This window comes from Shewanella sp. ZOR0012 (assembly GCF_000798835.1).
Taxonomy (GTDB): Bacteria; Pseudomonadota; Gammaproteobacteria; order Enterobacterales; family Shewanellaceae; genus Shewanella; species Shewanella xiamenensis.
Map to the genome: position 1 here is coordinate 4437125 of NZ_JTLE01000094.1, position 15660 is coordinate 4452784.

Genomic DNA, 15660 nt, shown 5'->3' on the forward strand with positions numbered 1-15660 from the left:
TACGTGAGGCTTACTACGTTCAAATTTAGCTTTTGCCACGATATATTCCTTTCTTTTCAGAATAGTCCTGCATTGACAGGACCATATTACATTTATGTCGTAACTGGAAATTAGCTACGAGATTCAATAATCGCTTTCGCAATGTTTTGCGGTGCATCAGTGTACTTCAAGAACTCCATGGAGTAAGAAGCACGACCCTGAGTTGCAGAACGCAAATCAGTTGCATAACCAAACATTTCAGAAAGAGGCACTACTGCATGGACTATTTTGATGCCACCAAAGCCATCATCCATACCTTCAATCAAACCACGGCGACGGTTTAAATCACCAACAACATCACCCATATAGTTTTCTGGAGTAGTTACTTCTACTTTCATGCAAGGTTCGAGCAACACAGGTTTCGCCTCAAGCGCACCCTTTTTGAAGCCCATAGAACCCGCAATTTTGAACGCCATTTCATTCGAGTCCACATCATGATATGAACCATCGAACAGAGTGACCTTCACGTCCAATACAGGGAAGCCAGCGAGAACGCCATTCTTCATCTGCTCTTGGATACCTTTATCAACCGCAGGGATGAATTCACGTGGAACTACACCGCCAACGATTGCGTTGATAAATTCGTAACCAGCGCCTTCTTCATTAGGCTCTAGTTTTAACCAAACATGACCGAATTGTCCACGGCCACCTGATTGGCGTACAAATTTACCTTCAGCCTCAACTGATCCACGAATGGTTTCACGGTAGGCCACTTGTGGCTTACCTACGTTACACTCAACACCAAATTCGCGACGCATACGATCAACGATAATGTCTAAGTGTAACTCACCCATTCCAGAAATCAGTGTTTGTGATGATTCTTCGTCAGTCTCAACCCGGAATGAAGGATCCTCTGCTGCAAGTTTTTGCAGTGCGATACCCATTTTGTCCTGGTCGGCTTTTGACTTAGGTTCAACGGCAATGGTAATTACAGGTTCTGGGAACTCCATGCGTTCCAAGATTACTTTGTGGTCATTATCACAAAGTGTATCACCCGTGGTTACGTCTTTTAGACCAATAGCCGCGGCAATATCACCTGCACGGACTTCTTTCAGTTCTGTGCGGTCGTTAGCGTGCATCTGCACGATACGGCCAATACGTTCACGTTTCTGTTTAACAGAGTTGTAAACGCCAGAACCTGATTCAAGTACGCCTGAGTACACACGAATAAAGGTTAAAGTACCCACGAACGGGTCTGTAGCAATCTTAAATGCCAACGCCGCAAAGGGGGCGTTGTCATCTGATGGGCGCTCAACTTCTTGCTCATTGTCATCGATGCCCTTAATAGGTGGCACATCGACTGGTGCTGGCAAGAATTCTACTACCGCATCAAGAACCGCTTGAACGCCTTTGTTCTTAAATGCAGAACCACAGGTCGCTAAAACGATTTCATTATTTATAGTACGTTGACGCAGTGCTTTTTTGATCTCTTCTTCTGACAGGGTACCTTCTTCAAGATACTTGTCCATCAGTTCATCAGAGGCTTCAGCGGCTGCTTCAACCAGATACTCATGCATTTCAGCCGCTTTAGCTGCTAAATGTGCAGGGATCTCTTCATAAGAGAACGTCATCCCCTGGTCCGCTTCGTTCCAGTTAATGGCTTTCATCTTGATTAAGTCGATCACGCCAGTGAAGTTTTCTTCTGCGCCGATATTTAATTGGATCGGTACACAAGTTGCTCCAAGGCGAGTTCTGATTTGCTTCACTACACGTTCAAAGTCCGCGCCTGCACGGTCCATCTTGTTGACAAATACGATGCGTGGAACGCGGTATTTGTCAGCTTGACGCCATACGGTTTCTGATTGAGGTTCAACACCTGAAGCACCACAGAAAACCACAACAGCGCCGTCAAGAACGCGCAAAGAACGTTCAACTTCAATAGTAAAGTCAACGTGACCAGGGGTATCGATGATATTGATGCGGTGTTCAGTGAATTGAGCATCCATACCACGCCAGAAAGTAGTGACAGCAGCCGAGGTGATAGTAATACCACGCTCTTGCTCTTGCACCATCCAGTCAGTGGTCGCGGCGCCGTCATGCACCTCACCGATTTTATGAGACAAACCGGTATAGAACAGAACACGTTCTGTTGTGGTGGTTTTACCTGCGTCCACATGAGCACAAATACCGATATTACGATAACGCTCAATTGGGGTTGTACGAGCCACGATTATACCCTCTCCACCAAAACCTAAGTCTTGGCAATATCAACAACAATGGTGTGGGCCTAAGCCCACACCATCAGATTACCAACGGTAATGAGCAAAGGCCTTGTTAGCTTCAGCCATGCGGTGCACGTCTTCACGCTTCTTAACAGCAGTACCTTTGTTTTCAGACGCATCTAGCATTTCACCTGCTAGACGTAAAGCCATAGATTTTTCACCACGCTTACGTGCAGCTTCAACTAACCAGCGCATCGCCAGTGCGTTACGACGCACAGGACGAACTTCACATGGTACCTGGTATGTAGAACCACCCACGCGACGAGATTTAACTTCGACTGATGGGCGAACGTTGTCCAGGGCTGCTTCAAGGATGTCTAAATGGTTAGCGCCTTTCTTTTCAGCGATAACATCAAGAGCCTTGTAAATGATTTTTTCAGCAGTCGACTTTTTGCCGTCCTGCATAATGACGTTGATGAACTTAGCCAGCAACTCACTGTGAAACTTTGGATCTGGTAGGATTTTACGTTGTCCTACAACGCGACGTCTTGGCATAACAATTCTCCGTATGCTTCAGGGATTTCCAAAACTGGAATTCTCAAAATAAACTAGCTTGGCCTTACTTAACGGATACGTTAAGACTTAGGACGCTTAGCACCGTACTTAGAACGGCTTTGGCGACGTGAAGTCACGCCTGCACAGTCTAATGCGCCACGAACAGTGTGGTAGCGAACACCAGGTAAGTCTTTAACACGACCACCACGGATCAAAATCACGCTGTGTTCCTGCAGGTTGTGGCCTTCACCGCCGATGTACGAAGTAACTTCGAAACCGTTAGTTAGACGCACACGAGCTACTTTACGTAGTGCAGAGTTAGGTTTTTTAGGGGTAGTTGTGTACACACGTGTACAAACACCACGCTTTTGTGGGCACGCATTCAACGCAGGCACATTAGTCTTGTCGACTTTTGGCGCGCGTGGCTTACGTACCAACTGGTTTACAGTTGCCATGTATAGCTCCGAGTCAGTTGAATCAAACTCAACGATAAGGTGTGAAAAATCTATATCCCACAATGGTGGGACGCGGAATTCTAGAAAGGTAAAGCCTGACTGTCAAGAAATAGCCAACTTTTGCGGCATTTTCCAATAAAAAAGGCGCCATTGGCGCCTTTTTGTTACAAACTGTTCACTTAATCTTGGCTACCAGCCAGGTTTAAGAGGTCAGCGAGATTTTGTTCCGCTTCACTTGCAGTGATCTTATTCACTACAACTGGCTCGTCTTTCTTAGCACGGGCATCGTTACGGGTCTTGTGATAAGCGTAACCAGTACCGGCTGGGATCAGACGGCCAACGATTACGTTTTCTTTCAGACCTCGTAAGTTATCAGACTTGCCGCCTACGGCAGCTTCTGTCAGTACGCGAGTTGTTTCTTGGAACGATGCTGCAGAGATAAACGATTCTGTTGCCAGAGACGCTTTGGTAATACCTAGCAGTTCACGTTCGAAGGTCGCAGGCACTTTGCCTTGTTCGATCAGGTCGCGGTTAGCGATCTTCACGCGAGACACTTCGACTTGTTCGCCTTCTAAGAACTCACTATCACCTGCAGAGGTGATTACGCACTTACGCAGCATTTGACGGATGATCACTTCGATATGCTTATCGTTGATCTTCACGCCTTGTAGACGATATACGTCTTGTACTTCGTTCACAATGTAGTTAGCTACGTTGTGGATGCCACGTAGACGCAGAATGTCGTGCGCCGCTTCTGGACCGTCAGCAATAACTTCACCACGTTCGACTTTTTCACCTTCGAACACGTTTAAGTTACGCCATTTCGGGATCATCTCTTCGTACTGTTCACCGCCATCCGCTGGTGTAATCACCAGACGACGCTTGCCTTTAGTCTCTTTACCAAACGAGATGGTACCAGAGATTTCCGCCAGAATTGCAGGCTCTTTTGGCTTACGGGCTTCGAACAGGTCGGCAACGCGTGGTAGACCACCCGTGATGTCGCGTGTTTTAGACGATTCTTGTGGAATACGTGCTAACGCGTCACCCACGGCGATTTGCGCATTGTCGTCAAGGTTAACGATCGCACTGCCTGGTAAGAAGTATTGTGCTGGCACTTCAGTACCTGGGATCATCAGGTCACTACCGTCGGCACCAACCAGACGGATCATTGGGCGCATTTCTTTACCCGCTGAACCACGTTGACCCACGTCGAGGATCACGATTGATGACAGACCAGTCAGTTCGTCTGTTTGACGAGTCATGGTCACGCCGTCGATCATGTCAACGAACTTAATACTACCCGCCACTTCAGTGATGATTGGGTGAGTATGTGGGTCCCAGTTAGCGATGATATCGCCTGCTTCTACTGATGCTTCTTCTAACTTCTCGAGCACAGTACCGTAAGGCACTTTATAACGCTCTTTCTCACGACCTAATTCATCGATGATTGCCAGTTCAGAAGAACGAGAAACGATAACCAGCTTGCCGTCTGTGTTTGTTACGTACTTAGCGTTGTGCAGTTTCAACGAACCTGAGTTCTTCACTTGAACGTTGTTTTCTGCAGAGGCACGTGACGCAGCACCACCGATGTGGAACGTACGCATCGTTAACTGTGTACCAGGTTCACCGATTGATTGTGCAGCCACAACACCGATCGCTTCACCGTGGTTGATGATATGGCCACGGGCCAAGTCACGGCCGTAACAGGCAGCACATACACCAAAATCGGTATCACAGGTAATAACTGAACGAACAATCACTTCATCGATTGAATGCTCTTCTAACTTGTCACACCATGCTTCATCGAGCAGGGTATTACGTGGTGCCAGTACGTCTTCAGTGCCAGGATAGAACACATCAACAGCAACCACACGACCCAGTACGCGTTCACGTAATGGCTCAACCACATCACCACCTTCGATCAGCGGCTTCATGGTTAGACCTTCGTGAGTACCACAATCGTCTTCAATGACGACTAAGTCTTGAGCAACGTCTACCAGACGACGAGTCAGGTAACCCGAGTTCGCTGTCTTCAATGCAGTATCGGCAAGACCTTTACGCGCACCGTGAGTAGAAATAAAGTACTGAAGTACGTTTAGACCTTCACGGAAGTTAGCGGTAATTGGCGTTTCAATGATCGAACCGTCTGGTTTCGCCATCAGACCACGCATACCCGCTAACTGACGGATCTGTGCAGCACTACCACGAGCGCCAGAGTCGGCCATCATGTAAATGCTATTGAACGAAGCTTGTTTTTCTTCAACGCCATCACGGTTAATCACTGTCTCAGTTGACAGGTTTTCCATCATCGCTTTAGAAACTTTTTCGTTCGCACTTGCCCAGATGTCGATAACTTTGTTGTAACGCTCACCGGCAGTAACCAGACCTGATTGGAACTGCTCTTGAATTTCGAGCACTTCGGCTTCAGCGTCAGCAACTAAGGTGTACTTCTCAGCTGGGATCACCATGTCGTCGATACCGACAGATGCACCAGAGATAGTGGCGTAACGGAAACCTGTATACATCAGTTGGTCAGCGAAGATAACGGTATCTTTCAGACCTAATTGACGGTAACAGGTGTTCAACAGCTTAGAAATCTGCTTTTTGCCCATGTTCTGGTTAACCAGATCAAATGACAAACCTGCTGGCAGAATCAATGACAGCAGAGCACGACCGACTGTGGTATCTACGATACGACGTTGTTCAGTACGCTCACCATTGTCACCGATAACGGTTTCAGTGATACGCACTTTCACGCGGGCATGCAGTTCAGCAGCGCCAGTTGCATAAGCTTTTTCAACTTCAGCAACAGACATAAAGTACATACCTTCACCACGGCCGTTAATACGCTCACGGCTGGTGTAGTACAGACCTAATACCACGTCTTGTGATGGAGTGATTACAGGCTCGCCGTTGGCTGGTGACAGGATGTTGTTGGTAGACATCATCAGGGCACGGGCTTCAAGCTGCGCTTCCAGTGTTAACGGTACGTGTACCGCCATTTGGTCACCGTCGAAGTCGGCGTTGTATGCCGCACAAACGAGTGGGTGTAACTGGATGGCTTTACCTTCAATCAGTACAGGTTCGAACGCTTGGATACCGAGTCTGTGCAGTGTTGGTGCACGGTTAAGCATCACTGGATGTTCGCGGATCACTTCATCCAGAACGTCCCAAACTTCCGCCACTTCACGCTCTACCATCTTCTTAGCCGCTTTGATGGTTGTTGCTAAGCCACGACCTTCCAGCTTGCCATAGATGAATGGCTTGAACAGTTCCAGTGCCATCTTCTTAGGAAGACCACATTGGTGCAGACGTAAAGTAGGACCAACGGTAATTACCGAACGACCAGAGTAGTCAACACGCTTACCTAACAAGTTCTGACGGAAACGACCTTGTTTACCTTTGATCATATCGGCCAAAGATTTCAGAGGACGTTTGTTAGAACCGGTAATAGCACGACCACGACGACCGTTATCTAATAGCGCATCAACAGACTCTTGTAACATACGCTTTTCGTTGCGTACGATAATGTCCGGCGCAGCTAAATCTAACAGACGCTTCAAACGGTTGTTACGGTTGATCACACGGCGGTACAGATCGTTCAGATCTGAAGTCGCGAAGCGGCCGCCATCGAGCGGTACCAGCGGACGTAAGTCAGGTGGTAACACAGGCAGTACTTTTAAGATCATCCACTCTGGCTTGTTACCAGAAGTGTGGAACGCTTCCATCAACTTAAGACGCTTGGTCACTTTCTTGCGACGAGTCTCAGAGTTGATTGATGGCAGCTCTTCACGCATTTGTTCGATTTCTTTTTCAAGATCGATCGCGCGCAGCAGTTCTAATACCGCTTCAGCACCCATCTTGGCTTCGAATTCGTCACCGTACTCTTCTAATGCGTCCAGATAGTTTTCTTCTGTCAGCATTTGGCCACGCTCAAGGCTGGTCATGCCAGGCTCGATCACGACGAAAGATTCAAAATACAGTACGCGCTCGATATCACGCAGCGTCATGTCCAGCATTAAACCGATACGGGACGGCAGTGATTTCAAGAACCAAATGTGGGCAACTGGGCTAGCCAGTTCAATGTGACCCATACGCTCACGACGTACTTTAGTCTGGGTAACTTCTACACCACACTTTTCACAGATCACACCACGGTGCTTCAAACGCTTGTACTTACCGCACAAACATTCGTAATCTTTGACTGGGCCAAAGATACGCGCACAGAACAGACCTTCACGCTCAGGCTTGAAGGTACGGTAGTTAATGGTTTCTGGCTTCTTAACTTCACCAAAAGACCAAGAACGGATCAGATCAGGCGATGCCAGACCAATTTTGATGCCGTTAAATTCTTCAGTCTTGCTTTGCTGTTTCAGAAACTTTAATAAGTCTTTCACGTTTCTCTCCTGAAGGAGTTAAACCGGGTGCTCCGCGACTGCGGAGCACCATTCTGTTGCCAAACGTTGCCTTAAGGCGACGCTTATTCCTGATCCAACTCGATATTAATACCGAGTGAACGGATCTCCTTCAGTAATACGTTGAAGGACTCTGGCATGCCAGGCTGCATCTGATGGTTACCGTCGACGATGTTCTTATACATCTGAGTACGACCGTTAACGTCATCCGATTTCACGGTGAGCATTTCTTGAAGCGTATAAGCGGCACCGTATGCTTCGAGTGCCCACACTTCCATCTCCCCGAAACGCTGACCACCGAACTGAGCTTTACCGCCCAATGGTTGTTGAGTTACTAAGCTGTACGAACCGGTAGAACGGGCGTGCATCTTGTCGTCAACTAAGTGGTTCAGTTTGAGCATGTACATGTAACCAACAGTTACTGGACGCTCAAATTCGTTACCGGTACGACCATCAAATAATTTCAGCTGACCAGAGGTTGGCAAGCCTGCAAGCTCAAGCATCTGCTTGATCTCTTTCTCTTTAGCACCGTCGAAGGCTGGCGTAGCAACTGGGATACCGCCTTTCAGGTTGTTCGCTAAGCGCAATAACTCATCGTCAGTGAATGAATCGATGTCAACGCGCTGCTGCACTTCGTCACCTAATTCGTACACTTGCTTGATGTAGTTACGAACTTCTGCAAGTCCCTTCTCGCGCTGATCTTCCAGCATGGCAGCAATCTTGTTACCAATACCTTTAGCCGCAGCACCTAAGTGAACTTCAAGAACCTGACCGATGTTCATACGTGATGGAACGCCTAGCGGGTTCAACACGATGTCCACAGGGTTGCCTTGCTCGTCGTACGGCATGTCTTCAATTGGGTTAATCTTAGAGATAACACCCTTGTTACCGTGACGACCCGCCATCTTGTCACCTGGTTGGATAGTACGTTTAACCGCTAAGTAAACCTTAACGATCTTCAGTACGCCCGGTGCCAAGTCATCACCTTGGGTGATTTTGCGACGTTTGATTTCAAACTTCTTATCGAAGTCTGCTTTCAGCTCTTCATGCTGTTCAGCTAATTGCTCAAGCTCAGTTTGTTTGGCTTCATCATCAATGACTTGAACCAATACATCTTTACGTGGCAATGCAGCGATTTGTGCTTCAGTGAAACCGGCACTTAATAATAAGTTGCGTGCACGGCTCAATACGCCTTCTTCAAGGATCTTGAACTCTTCGCCTAAGTCTTTACGAGCTTGGGCAATGTGCATTTCTTCGATTTCAATGGCGCGTTTGTCTTTCTCAACGCCGTCACGGGTAAATACCTGAACGTCGATGATGGTACCTTTAACAGAGTTAGGTACACGCAGTGAGCTGTCTTTCACATCAGACGCTTTCTCACCGAAGATGGCGCGCAGTAACTTCTCTTCTGGAGTCAGTTGTGTTTCGCCTTTTGGCGTCACTTTACCAACCAGAATGTCACCGCCCTTCACTTCTGCACCAATGTAAACAATACCTGACTCGTCGAGTTTCGACAGAGCAGATTCACCTACGTTCGGAATGTCAGCCGTGATTTCTTCGCTACCCAGTTTGGTATCACGAGCGATACAAGACAGCTCTTGAATGTGGATAGTGGTGAAACGGTCTTCCTGTGCAACACGCTCAGAAATTAAGATCGAGTCTTCGAAGTTGTAACCGTTCCAAGGCATGAACGCGATACGCATGTTCTGGCCAAGGGCTAAGTCACCTAAGTCAGTAGAAGGACCGTCTGCTAACACGTCACCACGAACGACTGGCTCACCAACAGAACAGCATGGACGTTGGTTGATACATGTGTTTTGGTTAGAACGGGTGTACTTAGTCAGGTTGTAAATGTCGATACCGGCTTCGCCTGGGCGCAGCTCGTCTTCATTTACTTTAACTACGATACGGCTCGCATCAACGTAATCGATCACACCGCCACGTTTAGCGGCGACTACTACGCCAGAATCCACAGCGAGCGTGCGTTCAATACCTGTACCGACCAGAGGCTTCTCTGACTTCAGTGTTGGTACCGCTTGACGTTGCATGTTCGCACCCATCAATGCACGGTTCGCGTCGTCGTGTTCTAAGAACGGGATCAGTGACGCAGCAACAGAAATAATCTGCTGTGGCGATACGTCCATGTATTGAATGTCAGATGCGCGCATAAAGGTAGATTCACCTTTGTGACGACATGCGATCTGCTCTTCAACCATGCGGCCTTCTGAGTCAACTTCGATGTTCGCCTGTGCAATCACATAACGACCTTCTTCAATCGCTGACAAGTATTCCACTTCGTCAGTGATCACACCGTCTACCACTTTGCGGTATGGTGTTTCTAAGAAGCCGTATGAGTTAGTACGGGCAAAGCTTGCTAATGAGTTGATTAGACCAATGTTTGGACCTTCAGGGGTCTCAATTGGACATAAACGACCATAATGCGTTGGGTGTACGTCGCGGACTTCGAAGCCTGCACGTTCACGGGTCAAACCACCTGGGCCTAGAGCAGAAATACGACGCTTATGCGTTACTTCTGACAGCGGGTTGTTTTGGTCCATGAATTGTGACAGCTGAGAAGAACCGAAGAACTCTTTCACTGCAGCAGAAATTGGCTTAGCGTTGATTAAGTCTTGTGGCATCAGCTCGTTCAGATCGCCTAATGACAGACGTTCACGCACGGCGCGCTCAACACGGACCAGACCAACACGGAATTGGTTTTCAGCCATCTCACCCACAGAACGAATACGACGGTTACCTAAGTGGTCGATATCGTCCACTTCGTCGAAGCCGTTACGGATGTGAATAATGTTCTTCATTACAGCAACGATGTCTTCTTTAGACAATACACCGCTACCTTCGTCATCAGGAATGCTGAGACGACGGTTGAACTTCATACGACCGACTTTAGACAGGTCATAACGTTCTTCGCTGAAGAATAAGTTTTGGAACAGGGCTTCTGCTGCATCTTTGGTTGGTGGCTCACCAGGACGCATCATACGGTAGATCTCAACTAACGCTTCTAAGCGGTTAGTGGTTGGATCAATACGCAGAGTGTCAGAGATGTAAGCACCGTGGTCCAGCTCGTTAATGTATAACGTGCTCAACTCTTTGATGCCTGCCAGTGATAACTTCGCTAAGTCTTCTAAGCTGATTTCACTGTTAGCAGAAACTAATACTTCGCCCGTGTCCGGATCGATGTAATCTTGAGCAGCATATTTGCCCACGATGTACTCAACTGGTACTTCGAGCTCAGTGGTGTTGGTTTTTTCGAGTTGGCGAATGTGACGTGCCGTCACGCGACGGCCCGCTTCAACCAATACAGTACCTTCAGCATCCTTGATGTCGTAGCTGGCGGTTTCGCCACGCAGACGCTCAGGGACTAAGGTCATAACCAAAGTATCTTTCTTGATCTTGAACTCAACGCGTTCGAAGAACAGGTCAAGGATCTCTTGAGTAGAGTACTCTAATGCACGCAGAATGATGGTCGCTGGTAATTTACGGCGACGGTCGATACGTACGAATAGTGCATCTTTAGGATCGAATTCAAAGTCTAACCATGAACCACGGTAAGGAATGATACGTGCGTTATATAGCACCTTACCTGATGAGTGGGTTTTACCACGGTCGTGATCGAAGAATACGCCTGGGCTGCGGTGTAATTGAGAAACGATTACACGCTCAGTACCGTTGATAACAAAGGTACCGTTGTCAGTCATCAATGGGATATCACCCATGTAGACTTCTTGTTCTTTAATATCTTTTACAGTGCCGGCCGCTGCTTCACGGTCATACAACACCATGCGTAATTTGACGCGCAGTGGAGCTGAATATGTAACACCACGGATCTGACACTCTTTCACATCAAAAACAGGCTCGCCAAGCTTATAGCTGACGTATTGCAGTTCTGAATTACCAGAAAAGCTCTTGATGGGAAAAACGCTACGGAAGGCGGCTTCAAGACCGCGCTCACCGGTAGGATCTTGATCGGTGAACTTCTTAAAAGAGTCTAACTGAATAGACAAAAGGTAAGGAATATCCAACACCTGTGGACGCTTACCAAAGTCTTTGCGAATACGCTTCTTTTCAGAATAGGAGTAAACCATGGGTTTCCTCTGCTTACGAGATGTGACCAAGACTGAATCAATAACTTAAGTTATTACATTCAGCACGTTTGCCCATCACCGTTGATGGCAAGAACCTAACCAGTAATCTCTGCTAGGGACTGCAAAATCTGGCGACAAACGGTGAAAAAAAATCGCCGGCGCATATAGCGCAAAAAAGGCCGACGGTTAAAAAACCGCCAGCCTCCACCCAAGTGGCTTGGGTGAGCAAGCTAAATAATAGCTTACTTGATTTCTACTGAAGCACCAGCTTCAACTAGTTCTTTCTTCAGAGCTTCAGCTTCTTCTTTAGAAACGCCTTCTTTAACTGCTACTGGAGCAGCTTCAGACATTGCTTTAGCTTCTTTCAGGCCTAAACCAGTTGCGCCACGGATGGCTTTAATAACTGCAACTTTGTTGTCGCCGTGTGCAGTCAGAATTACGTTGAATTCTGTTTGCTCTTCAACAGCAGCAGCAGCTTCGCCACCACCAGAAACAACAGCAGCAGCGGCAGAAACGCCGAACTTCTCTTCCATTGCTTCGATCAGTTCAACAACTTCCATTACAGACATAGCTGCAAAGGCTTCTAAGATTTGGTCTTTAGTGATAGACATAACAAATGTTTCCTATTGTTCTGAATTCAATTCTATTAAGCAGCCAGCTTGAAATTAAGCGGCTTCTTGTTTTTGATCGCGCAGGGCGGCCAGTGTACGAACGAACTTGCCAGCAGATGCTTCTTTCATAGTCATCATTAACTGTGCTAGTGCTTCTTCGTATGTTGGCAGTTTCGCCAAACGATCAATGTCAGCTGCAGGGATGAAATTCCCTTCAAAGGCTGCGCCTTTAACTTCGAAGTTAGCTTGCTCTTTAGCAAAGTCTTTTAACAGACGAGCTGCAGCACCTGGGTGCTCGTTAGAGAAAGCAATCAAAGTTGGGCCAGTGAACGTTTCTGCTAGGCACTCAAATGCAGTACCTTCAACAGCACGACGAGCCAGAGTGTTACGTACTACACGTACATAAACACCAGCTTCGCGAGCTTTTTTACGCAGACCGGTCATAGCACCTACAGTTACACCGCGAGAATCAGCGGCAACTGCAGATAGCGCACCTTTGGCAGCTTCGTTGACTTCAGCAACAATCGCTTTTTTGTCTTCGAGTCTTAATGCCATTGGCTTTACTCCTGGATTCTACCTAGGGTATTCCCTAGTATTTACCATACTAAATACTTATGTATTTAGTGACTTACGGTGCAGATTATCCAGTAAAAAAATTTAGCTGGGGCCTGACACCGTCTACGCAGGAAATTAAGTAAACCGTTAAAGTAAACACCTGCGGTCTTGGACGGAAGCCTAATTAATGATGCTTAAAGCATCAAAAACAGGCTTCAACCCACAAAGTGCGCGCATTATAGACTAATGCACTCACCTTGTAAAATTAGTTAGCTGTTTCGAGAGAAGCTTGGTCAACAGCAACACCTGCACCCATAGTGGTGGAGATGCTTACTTTTTTCACGTATACACCTTTTGCAACTGCAGGCTTAGCCTTTTTCAGTGCAGAGATTAACGCTTCCAAGTTTTCTTTCAATTGAACTGGTGTGAAATCCACTTTACCGATAGTAGTGTGGATAATACCGTTCTTGTCGTTGCGGTAACGAACTTGACCTGCTTTAGCGTTCTTAACTGCTTCAGCAACGTTAGGCGTTACTGTGCCAGTTTTTGGGTTAGGCATTAAGCCACGTGGGCCTAAAATTTGACCTAACATACCAACAACGCGCATTGCGTCTGGAGATGCGATAACTACGTCGAAGTTCATTTCACCGGCTTTGATTTTCTCAGCCAGATCATCCATACCAACAAGTTCAGCACCAGCAGCTTTAGCAGCTTCAGCATTTGCACCTTGTGTAAATACTGCAACGCGAACGTCACGACCAGTACCGTGTGGCAACACAGTTGCACCACGAACGTTTTGGTCAGATTTACGTGGGTCGATGCCCAGGTTAACAGCAACGTCAACACTTTCAACGAATTTAGCAGTTGCTAATTCTTTTAACAGAGCAACAGCGTCGTTGATTTCGTATAATTTAGTACCGTCAACTTTCTCGCGGATTACGCGCATGCGTTTAGTTAGTTTTGCCATTATATTAACCCTCTACAACCAAACCCATTGAACGCGCAGTACCTTCGATTGAGCGAGTCATCGCTTCAATATCAGCACCAGTCATATCGGCGGCTTTCATTTCAGCAATTTCCTGAATCTTAGCACGAGCGATAGTACCTACTTTCTGAGTGTTTGGACGTGGAGAACCTGATTTCAGGCCTGCAGCAGTCTTCAGTAAGTAAGAAGCTGGTGGTGTCTTAGTTTCGAAAGTGAATGAACGGTCACTGTATACAGTGATCACGACTGGAATAGGCATGCCTTTTTCCATTTTTTCTGTACGAGCGTTGAACGCTTTACAGAATTCCATGATGTTCACACCTTTCTGACCCAGAGCTGGACCAACTGGTGGTGAAGGGTTCGCAGAACCTGATTTCACTTGTAGCTTAATATAAGCATCAATCTTTTTTGCCATCTGACATTTCCTCAGTTTGGGTTCAAACGCATATCAGCGACATGCCAACATGCTCCCCCGAAAACAACGGGTGCGGATTATATAGAAATCCGCACCCGTTGCCAAACGGATTTTGTATTTAATTTAATCAGCCTTTTTCGACCTGACTAAAATCGAGCTCAACTGGTGTAGAACGACCGAAGATCATTACCGACACTTTTACGCGGCTCTTGTCATAATCCACTTCTTCAACGGTACCGTTAAAGTCAGCAAATGGACCATCACATACACGCACCACTTCGCCTGGCTCAAAAATAACGCGGTGAGTTGGCGAAGCTGTGGTTTCTTGTAAGCGACGCAGAATAGCATCCGCTTCTCTATCTGAAATTGGAGCAGGACGATCAGATGTTCCGCCAATAAAGCCTAAAACACGCGGGATGCTTTTGACTAAATGCCAGCTATCATCGTTCATTTCCATCTGGACCAAAACATAACCAGGGAAAAACTTACGCTCGCTCTTACGACGCTGGCCTGCACGCATTTCAATGACTTCTTCAGTCGGAACTAAGACTTCACCGAAGTATTGTTCCATGCCGTGCATTTTAATGTATTCAATCAGTGACTTACAAACTCGGCCTTCATAGCCAGAGAATGCCTGCACTACATACCATCTTTTTTTAGCTTCTTTAGCTTCAGTCATTCGAGGTGCCTATACGCCAGTGATAAAATTGACAATTCGCATTAACACTGCATCTAAACCCCATAAAATAAGAGCTAAGATACCTGTTGCAGCAAGGACAATAAAAGTGGTGTTAAGCGCTTCTTGACGTGTTGGCCATACGACCTTACGCACTTCAATTTGCGACTCACGCGCGAATGCTAAAGCTTTTTTACCCTTTTCGGTTTGCAGGGCAATAAAACCAGCAATAGCGAATGCAACGATAACAGCCAGTGCGCGGATCACGGCACTCGCCTCGCTATACATTTGATTGCCAATAACAGCAGCGGCCAGCAATAGGATCGCTAAACCCCACTTCACGATATCCAGAGAGTTAGTCTGGTTTTCAGTATTTGTTGTCATCGGTTATTCCGTTACTCAATACGGCCTGAGCTTGAGCACAATAATTAGGGACATACGACCCAGTTACAATACGCTTTAGATACTCTGAATCCCGAATACCCTTAGAAACGCATGTTGCATAAGCTCAGGGTCAAAAATCGGCCATAGATTGTATTCTGATTCGACTTTGTTAGCAAGGATGCACAACAGTTGCAACCCACAAAACCCACTAAATAATCGACTTAAACAAAAAAGGAAGCCTAAGCTTCCTTTTTTCTAATCACAATTGCTATTACGCAATGATCTTAGCTACAACACCAGCGCCT

General features: G+C 46.8%; 11 protein-coding genes. All 11 read right to left on the bottom strand.

The features are described from left to right. Nucleotides 1–110: 110 nt before the first annotated feature. The 11 genes from fusA to secE all read right to left on the bottom strand — a co-directional run bounded on the left by fusA (nucleotide 111) and on the right by secE (nucleotide 15355). On the bottom strand, nucleotides 111–2207 hold the full coding sequence (fusA, locus tag L976_RS21120) for an elongation factor G (protein WP_037418387.1): 2097 nt from the start codon (nucleotides 2205–2207) through the stop codon (nucleotides 111–113). Between the two features lie 78 nt (nucleotides 2208–2285). Next, on the bottom strand, nucleotides 2286–2756 hold the full coding sequence (gene rpsG / locus L976_RS21125; RefSeq protein WP_011070613.1) for a 30S ribosomal protein S7: 471 nt from the start codon (nucleotides 2754–2756) through the stop codon (nucleotides 2286–2288). A gap of 80 nt (nucleotides 2757–2836) precedes the next feature. After that, nucleotides 2837–3211 carry a 30S ribosomal protein S12 gene (gene rpsL, locus L976_RS21130; protein WP_011070612.1) on the bottom strand — a complete coding sequence of 125 codons (375 nt, stop codon included), beginning with the start codon at nucleotides 3209–3211 and terminating at the stop codon, nucleotides 2837–2839. Between the two features lie 179 nt (nucleotides 3212–3390). Beyond that, nucleotides 3391–7608: a DNA-directed RNA polymerase subunit beta' gene (rpoC, locus tag L976_RS21135; protein WP_047539809.1), complete on the bottom strand. Its 4218-nt coding sequence runs from the start codon at nucleotides 7606–7608 to the stop codon at nucleotides 3391–3393. Between the two features lie 83 nt (nucleotides 7609–7691). Further along, the gene (gene rpoB, locus L976_RS21140) at nucleotides 7692–11729 is read right to left on the bottom strand and encodes a DNA-directed RNA polymerase subunit beta (protein ID WP_037418393.1); all 4038 of its coding nucleotides are present in this window, start codon (nucleotides 11727–11729) and stop codon (nucleotides 7692–7694) included. Between the two features lie 242 nt (nucleotides 11730–11971). Next, nucleotides 11972–12340, bottom strand: a complete 369-nt coding sequence (gene rplL / locus L976_RS21145) for a 50S ribosomal protein L7/L12 (RefSeq protein ID WP_007644333.1) — start codon at nucleotides 12338–12340, stop codon at nucleotides 11972–11974. Nucleotides 12341–12394: 54 nt separating this feature from the next. Continuing rightward, nucleotides 12395–12895, bottom strand: coding sequence for a 50S ribosomal protein L10 (gene rplJ / locus L976_RS21150; RefSeq protein WP_011070609.1), 501 nt, complete (start codon nucleotides 12893–12895; stop codon nucleotides 12395–12397). 265 nt (nucleotides 12896–13160) lie between these two features. After that, on the bottom strand, nucleotides 13161–13862 hold the full coding sequence (rplA, locus tag L976_RS21155) for a 50S ribosomal protein L1 (protein WP_011070608.1): 702 nt from the start codon (nucleotides 13860–13862) through the stop codon (nucleotides 13161–13163). A 4-nt stretch (nucleotides 13863–13866) separates the two neighbouring features. Beyond that, the gene (gene rplK, locus L976_RS21160) at nucleotides 13867–14295 is read right to left on the bottom strand and encodes a 50S ribosomal protein L11 (RefSeq protein WP_037430687.1); all 429 of its coding nucleotides are present in this window, start codon (nucleotides 14293–14295) and stop codon (nucleotides 13867–13869) included. 127 nt (nucleotides 14296–14422) lie between these two features. Continuing rightward, nucleotides 14423–14974, bottom strand: coding sequence for a transcription termination/antitermination protein NusG (gene nusG, locus L976_RS21165; protein WP_011070606.1), 552 nt, complete (start codon nucleotides 14972–14974; stop codon nucleotides 14423–14425). A 9-nt stretch (nucleotides 14975–14983) separates the two neighbouring features. Continuing rightward, on the bottom strand, nucleotides 14984–15355 hold the full coding sequence (gene secE / locus L976_RS21170; RefSeq protein WP_037418403.1) for a preprotein translocase subunit SecE: 372 nt from the start codon (nucleotides 15353–15355) through the stop codon (nucleotides 14984–14986). Nucleotides 15356–15660 lie beyond the last annotated feature (305 nt).